Annotated in this window: 16 protein-coding genes; 9 read left to right on the top strand and 7 right to left on the bottom strand. The window is 66.3% G+C overall.

All coding sequences use genetic code 11. The annotated features are described in order from the left end of the window. Positions 1–14 precede the first annotated feature (14 nt). Positions 15–1,472 (top strand): M20/M25/M40 family metallo-hydrolase, encoded by a 1,458-nt coding sequence (locus CH251_RS15450; protein ID WP_094613928.1) that lies wholly within the window; start codon positions 15–17, stop codon positions 1,470–1,472. 37 nt (positions 1,473–1,509) lie between these two features. Then, positions 1,510–2,331 (top strand): adenylate/guanylate cyclase domain-containing protein, encoded by an 822-nt coding sequence (locus tag CH251_RS15455; protein ID WP_094613929.1) that lies wholly within the window; start codon positions 1,510–1,512, stop codon positions 2,329–2,331. Here the strand turns inward: CH251_RS15455 and thiD are convergent. Continuing rightward, positions 2,293–3,147: a bifunctional hydroxymethylpyrimidine kinase/phosphomethylpyrimidine kinase gene (thiD, locus tag CH251_RS15460; RefSeq protein WP_032393765.1), complete on the bottom strand. Its 855-nt coding sequence runs from the start codon at positions 3,145–3,147 to the stop codon at positions 2,293–2,295. The genes CH251_RS15455 and thiD overlap by 39 nt on opposite strands. A gap of 291 nt (positions 3,148–3,438) precedes the next feature. On the opposite strand from thiD, the gene CH251_RS15465 reads away from it, so the two are divergent. From CH251_RS15465 to CH251_RS15475, 3 genes are all read left to right on the top strand, one after another. After that, positions 3,439–3,765, top strand: coding sequence for a GNAT family N-acetyltransferase (locus tag CH251_RS15465; protein ID WP_037186711.1), 327 nt, complete (start codon positions 3,439–3,441; stop codon positions 3,763–3,765). 117 nt (positions 3,766–3,882) lie between these two features. Continuing rightward, positions 3,883–4,236 carry a GNAT family N-acetyltransferase gene (locus CH251_RS15470; RefSeq protein ID WP_256979123.1) on the top strand — a complete coding sequence of 118 codons (354 nt, stop codon included), beginning with the start codon at positions 3,883–3,885 and terminating at the stop codon, positions 4,234–4,236. 85 nt (positions 4,237–4,321) lie between these two features. Next, entirely contained in the window at positions 4,322–4,918 is a 597-nt protein-coding gene (locus tag CH251_RS15475) for a hypothetical protein (protein ID WP_094613930.1), read from the top strand. Here the strand turns inward: CH251_RS15475 and CH251_RS15480 are convergent. From CH251_RS15480 to CH251_RS15490, 3 genes are all read right to left on the bottom strand, one after another. Then, positions 4,888–5,688, bottom strand: a complete 801-nt coding sequence (locus tag CH251_RS15480; RefSeq protein ID WP_094613931.1) for an exodeoxyribonuclease III — start codon at positions 5,686–5,688, stop codon at positions 4,888–4,890. The genes CH251_RS15475 and CH251_RS15480 overlap by 31 nt on opposite strands. Positions 5,689–5,699: 11 nt before the next feature. Continuing rightward, positions 5,700–6,605 (bottom strand): N-acetyltransferase, encoded by a 906-nt coding sequence (locus CH251_RS15485; protein ID WP_256979093.1) that lies wholly within the window; start codon positions 6,603–6,605, stop codon positions 5,700–5,702. Positions 6,606–6,667: 62 nt separating this feature from the next. Next, positions 6,668–7,270 carry a peptide deformylase gene (locus tag CH251_RS15490; protein WP_218828308.1) on the bottom strand — a complete coding sequence of 201 codons (603 nt, stop codon included), beginning with the start codon at positions 7,268–7,270 and terminating at the stop codon, positions 6,668–6,670. 241 nt (positions 7,271–7,511) lie between these two features. Between CH251_RS15490 and CH251_RS15495 the strand changes: the two genes are divergently transcribed. The 4 genes from CH251_RS15495 (at position 7,512) to CH251_RS15510 (ending at position 10,398) form a co-directional block, all read left to right on the top strand. Next, positions 7,512–7,850, top strand: a complete 339-nt coding sequence (locus CH251_RS15495; RefSeq protein WP_094613933.1) for a DUF3263 domain-containing protein — start codon at positions 7,512–7,514, stop codon at positions 7,848–7,850. A gap of 58 nt (positions 7,851–7,908) precedes the next feature. After that, positions 7,909–8,442: a LytR C-terminal domain-containing protein gene (locus CH251_RS15500; protein WP_179273316.1), complete on the top strand. Its 534-nt coding sequence runs from the start codon at positions 7,909–7,911 to the stop codon at positions 8,440–8,442. Positions 8,443–8,555: 113 nt separating this feature from the next. Next, the gene (locus tag CH251_RS15505) at positions 8,556–9,266 is read left to right on the top strand and encodes a superoxide dismutase family protein (protein WP_094613934.1); all 711 of its coding nucleotides are present in this window, start codon (positions 8,556–8,558) and stop codon (positions 9,264–9,266) included. A 1-nt stretch (position 9,267) separates the two neighbouring features. After that, a complete protein-coding gene (locus CH251_RS15510) occupies positions 9,268–10,398 on the top strand; it encodes a glutamate--cysteine ligase (protein WP_256979094.1) in 1,131 nt (376 codons plus the stop codon). Between the two features lie 10 nt (positions 10,399–10,408). On the opposite strand, the gene mnhG is transcribed toward CH251_RS15510, so the two are convergent. The 3 genes from mnhG to CH251_RS15525 are packed head-to-tail and all read right to left on the bottom strand — an operon-like array spanning position 10,409 to position 11,665. Continuing rightward, positions 10,409–10,747: a monovalent cation/H(+) antiporter subunit G gene (mnhG, locus tag CH251_RS15515; RefSeq protein ID WP_094613935.1), complete on the bottom strand. Its 339-nt coding sequence runs from the start codon at positions 10,745–10,747 to the stop codon at positions 10,409–10,411. Between the two features lie 22 nt (positions 10,748–10,769). Then, the gene (locus CH251_RS15520) at positions 10,770–11,027 is read right to left on the bottom strand and encodes a monovalent cation/H+ antiporter complex subunit F (RefSeq protein ID WP_032393772.1); all 258 of its coding nucleotides are present in this window, start codon (positions 11,025–11,027) and stop codon (positions 10,770–10,772) included. Then, positions 11,024–11,665 carry a Na+/H+ antiporter subunit E gene (locus CH251_RS15525; protein ID WP_373454961.1) on the bottom strand — a complete coding sequence of 214 codons (642 nt, stop codon included), beginning with the start codon at positions 11,663–11,665 and terminating at the stop codon, positions 11,024–11,026. Before CH251_RS15525 ends, CH251_RS15520 begins: the two co-directional genes overlap by 4 nt. Position 11,666 lies beyond the last annotated feature (1 nt).

The following is an 11,666-nucleotide window of genomic DNA, read 5'->3' on the forward strand; positions in this document are numbered from 1 at the left end:
GTAGGGTGTCCGCTATGCGGATTTCCTTACTTGCAGGTAGCGCTGTCACTGTCTTGATTCTGGCCGGTTGCTCGTCCACCTCGGACGAGGAACCGGCCAGAGTTTTCGCGACACCCGACGGGCCCGGCCTGTCTGCCGCGGTCACCGAGGAGGCCTTGGTGGGGCACCTCGAACAATTGGAAGCGATCGCCGCCGAGAACGACGGAAACCGCGCGGCCGGCACCGCCGGTTACGACGCGAGTGTCGATTACGTTGTCTCGCAACTCGAATCGGCCGGGTTCGAGGTCACCACCCCGGAATTCGAGTTCGAGACCTTCGAGGCGCAGACGCAGACCCTCTCGCTGGCGGGCACCGAGATTCCGGTGTTCGCGCTCAGTTACTCGCCCACCACCACTGCCGAGGGGATCACCGCACGCGTCGTCGGCGCTCCCGCCGGCGCAGACGGCTGCGAGGCAGCCGATTACACCGGTCTCGACCTGGCAGGAGCCGTCGCGGTCGTGCCACGCGGAGTGTGCCCGTTCGGCGTGAAGCAAACCGTCGCAGCAGAACTCGGGGCGGCCGCCGCGATCATCGTCAACAACGAACCGGGACCGCTCGATTCGGGCACGCTCGGCGACGCCGACACCGCTCGGATTCCGACCGGCGGTGTCAGCCAGGAGGACGGCGCGGCCGTTCTCGCCGCACCCGAGGTGACGCTGACGCTCGTCACCGAAACCGAAACGACCACCAGTCGCAACATCATTGCGCAGACCACCACCGGTTCGACCGAGAACGTCGTGGTGACCGGTGCCCATCTCGACAGCGTTCCGGACGGGCCCGGCATCAACGACAACGGAACCGGCACGGCGGCTGTCCTCGAGACCGCGCTGCAGATGGGCAGTGCCCCCGAGGTCACCAACGCGGTGCGTTTCGCGTTCTGGGGTGCCGAGGAGAACGGACTCGTCGGTTCCACCAAGTACGTCGAGGGCCTGTCCGACGAGGACAAGCGAAACATCGCTCTGTACTTGAACTTCGACATGATCGGCTCGCACAACGCCGGCTACCTCGCCTACGACGGAGACGACTCCGACCAGGTGGGTGAGCCCGCCGGACCGGCCGGATCCGACGCCATCGAGCGCACTTTCGTCGATCGACTGGCCGAGGAGGGCGTAGCCGTCGACGGGACCGATTTCGACGGTCGCTCGGACTACGGCCCGTTCATCGAGGTCGGCATCCCCGCCGGTGGTGTGTTCAGCGGAGCGGACGAGAACAAGACCGCAGCGCAGGCCGAGAAGTGGGGCGGCACCGCGGATCAGACGTTCGACGAGAACTACCACACCGACCAGGACACCCTGGCGAACGTCGACCGCGCCGCACTGGCGAAGAACGGTGCGGCCGTGGCCTACGGCATCGGCGTCTACGCGCAGTCGGTGGAGGGCCCCAACGGGGTTCCGGTGGGTGCCGAGCGCGAGGCCGCGCGCGCCGAAGGGTGAGGGAAAGTATGTGTAACCGTGGGTTACGCTCGATGCTGTGAACGCAGTCGTCTCCTCGGTCGTGGAGTGGGTCCGCACCACCAACCGAGCGCCCGCGGTGGTCGGGGCGGTTCGGCGCGTGCGTCGCGCGCTACCGGGTGACCCCACGTTCGGCGATCCCCTGTCGATCGACGGTCCGGGCCGAGCCCTGGCGGTCGCCCGCGTCGCCGACAGGTTCCTGGCTGCGAACGGACTCGACGACGAACCCGGCGCGTCCCGCGAAGTGGGCCTCGGGGCGTTGCAGCTGTGGCAGGCGATCCTCGAACGTGCAGGCCGGGGTCGCGGTGAGCACGACGTCACCATCGTGTTCACCGACCTCGTCGGGTTCTCGTCCTGGTCGCTTCGGGCCGGCGACACCGCGACCCTGACGCTGCTGCGCAAGGTCTCCAAGGCCGTCGAACCCGAGGTCGCATTCCGCGGTGGCCACGTCGTCAAGAGGCTGGGCGACGGCATCATGGCGGTGTTCGCCGATGCGGGCAAAGCCGTCGACGCGGTCTTCGCGGCCCGCGAGGCCCTGAAGGGCGTCGACGTCGACGGCTACACCCCGACGATGCGCGTCGGCATCCACACCGGCAGCCCGCGTCAGGTGGGATCGGACTGGTTGGGCGTCGACGTCACCGTCGCCGCCCGGGTGATGCAGACCGGCGGCAACGGCAACATCATGATCTCCGCGTCGGCCCTCGAGGCGGTCCCGCCGGAGGTGCTCGACGCCTTGCGCGTGGTCTCCAAGCCCTATCGCCGCAGCTTCTTCGCTCCGAAGATCAAGGGCGCACCCGACGACCTACGCATCCTCCGACTCGTGCAGTCGCCACAGCGGTGACACCGGCCCGTGGCCTGCGCCCAGATCGTAGGACGCGGCCAGGCAGCGGGTGACCCACTCCTTGCCGAACGCCACCGCGTCGGGCATCGAGTATCCGTGCGCCAGGGCCGAGGCGATCGATGCGGCGAGGGTGTCGCCGCCGCCGTGATCGTTGCCGGTGTCGATGCGCTCGCTGGTGAACTCGAGGAAGGTGTCGCCGTCGAACAGCAGATCGGTGCTGTGCGTCGAGGTCCGCAGGTGACCGCCCTTGACCAGGGCCCACTGCGCTCCCAATCCGTGTAGGGCCTCGGCGGCGCGGTGTGCGCTGGAGTCGTCGACCACATCGATGCCGGTGATCAGCCGAACCTCGTCGAGGTTGGGGGTCACGAGCGAGGCGATGGGAAACAGGGTGTGGCGGATGGCGTCGAGGGCTTCGGCGTGCAGCAGCGGGTCGCCGTGCATCGACGCGCACACCGGATCGACGACCAGGGGAACCGGCTGATCTCGGCCGATGCCCACCTCGGTGCAGACGGCCGTGACCGCTTCGATGATCGCGGTGGAGGCCAACATTCCGGTCTTCGCTGCGCCGACTCCGATGTCCGAAACGACGGAGCGAACCTGCGCTGCGACGACGTCCGGCGGAATCTCGTGGAAGCCCGTCACGCCGACGGTGTTCTGGACCGTGACCGCGGCGACGGCAACGCACGCGTGGACGCCGAGCAGCGCCATCGTTCGGCTGTCCGCTTGGATTCCGGCACCGCCGCCGGAGTCGGTTCCGGCGATGGTCAGCGCGCGGACGGGAGTCTCGCCGTTGGGCGTGAGCGGTAGGAACTTCACGAGAGAAGACAGTACCGGCGGGCGGGGAGACGGCGGTCTCGGCAGGCGAATCGGAGCGGCGAGTTCGTGGCGAAAACATGGGCCGGCCTTGAATGTTGTTGTATCACAACGTCGAACAGGGTTGCTTATGATCCGTACCAGCATTCCTGTCGGGTGGGACGGACGAACCTACGCATCCGAAGGTTTGTTGGTAGAAAAGGTGACAGAGCCACCATGCGCATGTTTAATAGTGGTGCACGTCACATTGGTTTCATTCGTTCATCACTCCACACACAGCGAAGGAGGCGTCCCATGCTGGCAAGTTCTCCTAGCGCTGATGTCTCGATCAACAAAGACCAGAACCGGTTCGAGCTTCGATTGAACGGCGATCTCGTCGGGATCGTCGGCTTCTACGAGGTCGAGGGAAACGGCAAGCGTGCGACGCGTACCCATGTCGTGTCCTTCATGCACACGGTCGTCACCGAGGATTTCGGTCATCAGGGTCTGGCCGGAATTCTGGTGCGCCGCGCGCTCGACAGTGCTCGGTCCTACGGCTGGAAGGTCAAGCCGGTCTGCACCTACGTGCAGCGTTTCGCCGCGGCCAACCCGGAGTACAACGACATGCTCGTCGCGCTCTGACGTTTCTTCCAAGGTTGTCGATCGGTCACGGTAGGCCGGTCACATTCAGGGCACGACTCGGCGACGATCGATGCACTCGCCTCGCGTCACATGGACAACACTGATCTCATGAGTGACATGAGTCACATACTTCCACGTCGGGTTCACGGGCCCGCTCCTGTCGATCGGCCCGTCGTTCGTATCGACGACGACGTCGATCACAACAGGTTCGATCTCTTCGTCGACGACGAACTCGTCGGCATTCTCGGGTACCGCTTCGGTGAGGGCGACGACGGCGGTGTCGGCCCGGTCGTCGCGCTGATGCACACCGTCGTCAAGGAGGAGTACGGCGACCGCGGGTGGGCGGGCGTGCTGGTGCGAGCCTCGCTCAACACCGCTCGCGATCGGCAGTGGCGCATCGTCCCCATCTGCACGTACGTCCGGCGCTATCTGGCGCAACACGAGGAATTCCTGGATCTGATCGCCGAATAGAGAGCAGTGCTCTTGTTTTATCGCCGCATCGAGTGAATACTGCTTCCTGAAGAGAGCGCCGCTCTCGAAAGGATGGCTTTCACCGATGCCTGTAGCCCTGTATCTGTTCGTCGGAGTCATGTTCGCCGCATATCCCGCACTGCGCCCCTACTCGGACGAGGTGGGCGTCGCGGGAGCCGACGCCTTCGCATCCTCGAATTGGGTGCTCGCCCACACGTTCGCCATGCTCGGCTTCGTCGCGCTCGCACTGACCGTGCTCTACGCCGGTCGACGGTCCGATCTTGCGGTCGTGACCACCTGGATCGGCGTCGGGTTGGTGCTGCCGTACTACGGCGCAGAAACCTTTGCCCTGCATGCGCTGGGTGTCGATGCCGTACAGAACGCGAACCCGGGCCTGATCGATCTGGCCGACCCGATTCGGTACTCGCTCGTGCAGTCCGTCATGTTCGGGCTCGGACTGGTGCTGATCGGCGTCGGGCTGGTGGCATTCGCTCTACGCAACCGCTACGCCGTGGTGCTCGCTGCAGGGTTCGTGCTCTTTCTCCCGCAGTTCTACACCCCGCCGGCCGTGCGGATCGCGCACGGAGTGCTGATCGCCGTCGGGGCGATTGTTGCCGCCAGGGCCGTGGCGAACAGGTCGGCGGACGCTGTTCAGCCGATCTCCACGATCACCGGAGCGTGATCGCTCGCCCCCTTGCCCTTGCGCTCCTCGCGGTCGATCGACGCACCGGTCACTCGAGCCGCCAGGGCAGGGGAGGTCAACGCCATGTCGATGCGCAGACCCTGCTTCTTCGGGAAGCGCAATTGTGTGTAGTCCCAGTAGGTGTACGTCCTGGGCTCGGGGGTGAACTGCCGCGTCACCTCGGTGAAGCCGGCGTCGCCGAACGCAGTGAAGGCGTCGCGCTCGGCCTGCGAGGTGTGGGTCTTGCCCTCGAACAGTGCAGGATCCCAGACGTCGTCGTCGGTGGGCGCGATGTTCCAGTCGCCCACGAGTGCGATCTGCGCCTGCGGATCCGCTGCCACCCACGCCTGTGCGTCGGCCTTCAGCGCAGCGAGCCACTCGAGCTTGTAGGTGTAGTGCGGATCGGCGAGTTCGCGGCCGTTCGGCACGTACAGGCTCCAGACCCGAACCCCGTCGCACGTGGCACCGATGGCGCGGGCCTCCTGAGCGGGGTCGATCTCGGGATCCTTGCTGAACCCGGGCTGATCCTCGAACCCGACCTGCACGTCGTCCAGGCCGACGCGAGACGCGATCGCGACGCCGTTCCACTGACTCAGCCCGACGTGGGCCACCTCGTACCCGATGTCGGTGAACCGCTGATACGGAAACTGTGCGTCCTTGCACTTGGTTTCCTGCATCGCCAGGACATCGACATCGGATCGCTGCAGCCAATCGACGATTCGATCCTGACGAGAGCGGACGGAGTTCACATTCCAAGTAGCCAAGCGCACGGGAACGAACCCTATCGAACGCCCCCGACAGGGTTCGGACCCGTCGCGTTCTCGGGCCGGGCGTAGCGATAACGATGATGGTCCTCGAAGCCCAGGTCTCGGTACAGGGCAACGGCTCGGGTGTTCTCGACCGCCACCTGCAGGTAAGCGTGCGTCGCGCCGTGCTCGCGACCCCAGCGGACCAGTTCTCCGCACATCAAGGTGCCGAGCCCGTTGCGCCGATGCTCGGGGGAGACCCAGAGCGAGGTCAATCCCACCCAGCAGCGACCGCCAGGGGCGGTGGTGACGGCCGCGCGGCCGACGGCGGCTGCCGACGACGAGCGCGCGCCGATCATGCCGAAACCGAGGGTTCCGCCCCGAACCGCCGAGACCACCTCCGCTGCGCCCGCGGGAGCCGCGCGGCCCTGGTAGTACAGGCGATCCAGCCACTCGGCTGTCGGCTCCGCGGTGACGGCGATGGCCGAATCTCCATCTCGCAGAACGAGTTTCGAGATGTCCGCGGCCATGACGGCACTTTCGTTGTACGTCGACCAACCCGCCGGGGGAGTGCCGAGGCGATCGGGAAGGGCGAGCGTCGGCGGTAATCCGCGAGCGGCGTATCGGGCTGTGATGCGTGCCAGCGTCTCGGGTGCCGTCGACGCTCCGGGCTCGATCGGTACGGCCGAATTGGCGCGGCCGGTGAACCCGTGACCGAAACGCAGTTGCCAGCCGTCGATCCATTCCCGCTCGACGCCCGGCCAGCCGTCGGCAGCGGCAGCCTCGAGGGAGCGAATTTCCGAGGTTCGAATCGGCTTGGGCCCCAAGGGTTTCAACGCCACGATTCGTTCGGCTGCAACCTGCACCAGTGTGCCGTCCCTGCCGCGCACCACGACCGCACCGGCGTCGATCGACACCAGTTCGCCGATCACGTCCGTCATCGGGTGGGTGTGGCCGGGTGGCAACCGATAGCGAAGCATCACCCGCGTACCCACCGGAACGGTCAGTCGTCGTCCTCGTCGTCGTGGCCGAACGGGTCGTCCACCGTGCCGGGCGTCCAGCTCAGCCCGGGCACGCCCCACCCGGCGCGCTTGATGGCCTTCTTCGCGGCCCGTGCGTGCCGACCGATGAGCACGTCGGTGTAGAGGAAACCGTCGAGATGCCCCACCTCGTGCTGGAGCATCCGAGCGAAGAAGCCGCGACCTTCGATGTCGACGGGCTCGCCCTCGGCGTCCGTACCGGTCACGCGAGCCCACTCGGCGCGCCCGGTGGGGTGCTGCTCGCCGGGGACGGACAGGCAGCCCTCGTCGTCGTCGTCCGGGTCGGGCATCGTCTCCGGGATCTCCGACGTCTCGAGCACCGGGTTGACGACCTCGCCGCGCCGGCGGAAGACCTTGCCGTCCTCGCCTTGATCGGGGCAGTCGTAGATGAACAGACGCTTGCCGACGCCCACCTGATTCGCGGCGAGTCCGACGCCGTTCGCGGCGGCCAACGTCTCGTACATGTCGGCGATCAGCTCGGCCAGCTCGGCGGGTGACTCGGTGACGGGAGCGGTTGCGGTGTGCAGCACCGGATCGCCGACGATCCGGATGGGAAGAATTGCCATGGTCGACAAGGATAGTAGGTGGCGCATGTGGTCGGGTTCGCTGCCGGTGTTCGCCGAACACGCCACGCGCCGGTACCTCGCGGGAGCCGTGCTCGAGCCGTCGAGCATGGTTGAATGATCCCCGAAGTACAACTGTGTAATTCGGTCGGTGCTCCTACGGGTGCCGGCAGTGCTGGGGGAAGCAGATTTCTCCGGGTGGGTGATCTGCCGACCCGAGGAAGTCGAGAAGTCGAGGAGTGGGATGGACGGCGCAGCAGCGCGTGACTCGAACCAGTCTCAGCAACCGGGAAATTCGGACGGCTCTCAGGATCCGAACGAGGTCGGTGCGGACGGACTGAGTCGACGAGAGCACGACATCCTGTCCTTCGAGCGGCAGTGGTGGAAGTACGCCGGGGCGAAGGAAGAGGCCATCAAGGAACTCTTCTCGATGTCGGCAACCCGCTACTACCAGATCCTGAACGCGTTGGTCGATCGTCCCGAGGCACTCGCCGCGGACCCGATGTTGGTCAAGCGCCTGCGCCGGTTGCGTGCGAGCCGGCAGAAGGCTCGTGCGGCACGTCGGCTCGGTTTCGACGTCTGAGCAGGTCCCAGGGTTCCGTGTGCCGGGTCGCCGTCGACGGTCGGCTAGGGTCGACTACGTGAGCAGCCCGAACCCGGAACAGACCGGGCCACCACTCCGTGCCCTGGCCATGGTGTTGATCTCGCTCGCGATCCTGTTCGCGGCGATCGGCGCGTTGTCGCTGACCGGTTCCGATTCCGACGAAGCGGCCGCCGAACCCGCTGCCGAAACGACGAGTGCACCGGCTGCGGTCGCACCCACCGCACAGGCCCCCGCAGCCCAGGTACCGGCAGCTGATGCGCCGACCAGCAGCGCGCCGACCACCACCACCTCGGGTACCCCCGCCGACGTCGAGGTGCGGGTACTGAACAACTCCAACGTCTCCGGCCTGGCGGCTGGTACAGCGAGCACGTTGACCGCCGAGGGGTGGACCGTCGCCGAGACCGGCAACTTCAGCGAAGCGCAGTTCGCGCAGACCGCGGTGTACTACGGCACCACAGCAGGCGAGGAACAGGCCGCACAGACGATCGCCACGCAGCTCGGCGTCCCGGCCGAGCCCAAGCCGACCTCACTCGAATCCACGGCAGGCGTCGTCGTCATCGTGACTCAGTAGTCCCACAGCGGCCAGTTCCACAGCATCGACTTCCGTGCCCGATTCGGCTGAATCGGTCGGCACGTTATCATTTCCGAGCCCGGCGAAACTGCCTGAAAGAGGAGCGATTTCCGATGGACATGTTCAAGCGACGCACTGCTGCCACCCGCTCATTGCGTTACGTGGCCCCGGTCCTCGCGATCGCAGCGCTCGGGCTCTCCGCCTGCAGCAACGGCGAGGTTCCGTCCGATGTCCCCGGTACCGTGCCGCCGGTCTGGACCGGCGAGGCCGATCCGTCGGCGGAAGCTGTCGCCGGTGACAGCCCGGCCGAGTCGGGCTCCGGCGAGACCATCGAGGGCACCCTGCGCGACGCTGCCGGTGCCGAGGTCGGCCAGGTCTCGTTCGCGTCCGAGGGCGACAAGCTCACCGTCACCGCCGAGGTCGAGGGTATGACCCCCGGCTTCCACGGCTTCCACGTCCACGCCGTCGCCGCCTGCGAGCCGAACTCCGTGGCACCGACCGGCGGAGATCCGGGCGCGTTCCTGTCCGCGGGTGGTCACCTGCAGGTCGACGGACGCACCGAGCACCCGGCCAGCGGTGACCTGACGTCCATTCAGGTCGGCGAGGACGGCACCGGAATGCTCGTCACCACCACCGACGCGATCACACTCGACGATCTGCGTGCAGAGGGTGCCGGAACCTCGGTGATCGTGCACGAGGGTGCTGACAACTTCGCCAACATCCCGCCGCGATACACCCTGCCCGACGGTGCCGCTGTGCCGGACATGACGACTCTGATGACCGGCGACGCCGGCTCGCGGGCGGCATGCGCGGTACTGCAGTAGTTTGAACGCTCCCCGGATCGACTTCGCGAGTTCACCGCGCCCGACGCTCGGCGTCGAGTGGGAGATCGCGCTGGTCGACAAGAACACGCGGGACCTGGTCAACTCCGCCGAGGCGGTCATGGACGGCGTCCGCGATCTCGCCGGGGACACCCCGCGGGTGACCAAGGAACTGTTGCGCAACACCGTCGAACTCGTCACCGGAGTGTGCGAGAACGTCGGGGAGGCCATGGAGGACCTCGGCGGCTCGCTGGAATTGGTGCGGCGCGCTGCGGACCCATTGGGAATCGATCTGTTCTCGGCGGGCACTCATCCATTCGCCGAGTGGTCCACCCAGCAGCTCACCAGCTCTCCGAGCTACGACGAGTTGATCGCTCGTACCCAGTGGTGGGGTCGGCAGATGCTGATCTGGGGTGTCCACGTGCACGTGGGTGTGTCGTCTCCCGACAAGGTCTTTCCCATTCTCAACTCGCTGCTGCTGCAGTACCCGCACCTGCTGGCGCTGTCGGCGTCCTCGCCGATCTGGGCGGGCAACGACACCGGCTACGCCAGCAATCGGGCGCTGATGTTCCAGCAGCTGCCGACGGCCGGTCTGCCGTTCCAGTTCGAGGACTGGTCGCAATTCGAGGGCTTCGTCCGTGATCAGCTCAAGACCGGCGTCATCGAGCAGCTCGGCGGCATGCACTGGGACATTCGGCCTGCCCCCAAGTGGGGCACGATCGAGGTTCGGGTGTGCGACGGGGCGTCGACCAAGCGGGAGCTCGCCGCTCTCGTCGCGTTGACGCACTGCCTCATCGTGCACCTCGACGAACGTCTCGAAGCGGGGGAGACCCTGCCGTCGATACCACCGTGGCACGTGCAGGAGAACAAGTGGCGGGCCGCCCGATACGGCCTCGACGCCGAGATCATTCTCGACTCCGACAGCAACGAACGTCTGGTCACCGACGATCTGCACGACCTGCTCGAGAAGCTGACGCCGACGGCCGTCCGGTTGAACTGCGTCGACGAGCTGGCCGCGGTGGCCGACATTCCCCGGCGGGGGGCGTCGTACCAGCGTCAACGGGCCGTGGCCGCGACATCGGGCGGCGACCTGCGAGCCGTCGTCGAATCGCTGGTCACCGACCTCCGATCCTGATCCGATCGCGCTACTGATCCGATTCGTTCGGTTCCATCTCGTTGACGATCAGCAGTCCGTCGCGGCCGCGCTGTTCCCGGTAGGCGACGCGGCCGACCGTGTGCGCGATGACCGGAGCGGTGACCAGGGTGAAGATGCCCACCAGCACGAGCATCCAGATGTCGACGTTGCCGCGCAGGCTGATGACGGCCCCGATCAGAACCATGATCAGCCCGACCACCTGAGGTTTGGTGGCCGCGTGCATCCGCGAGAGGGTATCGGGAAAGCGCACGATGCCCACGGCTGCGGTGAAGGCGAGCAGGGCTCCGAACAGGATGAAGACGGAGGCAATCCACTGGGCTGCGGTCATCGTTCGCCCCTCACTGTGTCGATCATTCGTCCCTCACTCTGAATCGTGCGATGCTGACCGATCCGACGAAGCTGACCAGTGACAGCGCGACGATGGCCGGCACGAGGGTGGTGTCGCGGCTGTAGACGGCCCACACGCCGAGACCGCACATCGAGACGGCCAGGATCGTGTCCATTGCGACGAGGCGGTCGAGCGTGCTCGGTCCGTCGAGCAGTCGGTACGCGGTGAGAATCGCGGCACCGATCAGGAGGGCTCCGGCAATCGCCAGTACGACGGTCACGACCAGTCCCCCTTCCTCTTGTCGTCGGTCTTCTTGTCGTCCCGGGGAGCGTCCGAATCGGCCTGGGCCGGATCGTCGCCGAGCACTCCGTGGTACTGCTCGTACTCCTGGTAGTGCAGCGGGCTCGGCTTCCAGTCGGAGTCTCGCTCGAACGCGGCGATGAAGAGCTTCTCCAGGTTTCGTACGTAGGCGTAGAAACCGTCGACGGCCTTCTGGGTGCCCATGTCCAACACGTGCACGTACAGCAGGCGTCTGGTCCGGTCGATCTCGAGCACCATGGTGCCGGGCACGAGATTCATCGCGTCGACGAACAGGGTGAGCACCAGATCGGACTTGATCGCGATACGGCAGCGCAGCACCCCGGTGACCGGTGGAGCCTTGGGCCGGATTGCCAACCAGGCCACGCTGAAGCTCGATTCCATTGCGTAGTAGAGAAATACGACGGCCAGCTTGACGAGTGAGAACACGTGGATGCGGCCCTCGACCGGAACGCGAGGCAACGGCAGCAGCACCATGATGAGCAGTCCCACGGCAATGCCGCCGAGGATGTTCGCCGCAGAGACGTTGCCCCACAGCAGAACCCAGATGGCGGTCAACCATGCCAAAGTCCACAGGCGAAGCAGGAAGGAACGGTTCATC

This window comes from Rhodococcus sp. 06-462-5 (assembly GCF_002258315.1).
GTDB lineage: Bacteria > Actinomycetota > Actinomycetes > Mycobacteriales > Mycobacteriaceae > Rhodococcoides.

What these genes read in the sequence shown, in the direction of transcription:
- mnhG (WP_094613935.1), bottom strand. Translation starts at nt 10,747, where the DNA reads ATGACCGCAGCCCAGTGGATTGCCTCCGTCTTCATCCTGTTCGGAGCC.
- CH251_RS15465 (WP_037186711.1), top strand. Translation starts at nt 3,439, where the DNA reads ATGCTGGCAAGTTCTCCTAGCGCTGATGTCTCGATCAACAAAGACCAG.
- CH251_RS15505 (WP_094613934.1), top strand. Translation starts at nt 8,556, where the DNA reads ATGGACATGTTCAAGCGACGCACTGCTGCCACCCGCTCATTGCGTTAC.
- CH251_RS15525 (WP_373454961.1), bottom strand. Translation starts at nt 11,665, where the DNA reads ATGAACCGTTCCTTCCTGCTTCGCCTGTGGACTTTGGCATGGTTGACC.
- CH251_RS15450 (WP_094613928.1), top strand. Translation starts at nt 15, where the DNA reads ATGCGGATTTCCTTACTTGCAGGTAGCGCTGTCACTGTCTTGATTCTG.
- CH251_RS15485 (WP_256979093.1), bottom strand. Translation starts at nt 6,605, where the DNA reads ATGACGGACGTGATCGGCGAACTGGTGTCGATCGACGCCGGTGCGGTC.
- CH251_RS15470 (WP_256979123.1), top strand. Translation starts at nt 3,883, where the DNA reads ATGAGTCACATACTTCCACGTCGGGTTCACGGGCCCGCTCCTGTCGAT.
- CH251_RS15495 (WP_094613933.1), top strand. Translation starts at nt 7,512, where the DNA reads ATGGACGGCGCAGCAGCGCGTGACTCGAACCAGTCTCAGCAACCGGGA.
- CH251_RS15475 (WP_094613930.1), top strand. Translation starts at nt 4,322, where the DNA reads ATGCCTGTAGCCCTGTATCTGTTCGTCGGAGTCATGTTCGCCGCATAT.
- CH251_RS15490 (WP_218828308.1), bottom strand. Translation starts at nt 7,270, where the DNA reads ATGGCAATTCTTCCCATCCGGATCGTCGGCGATCCGGTGCTGCACACC.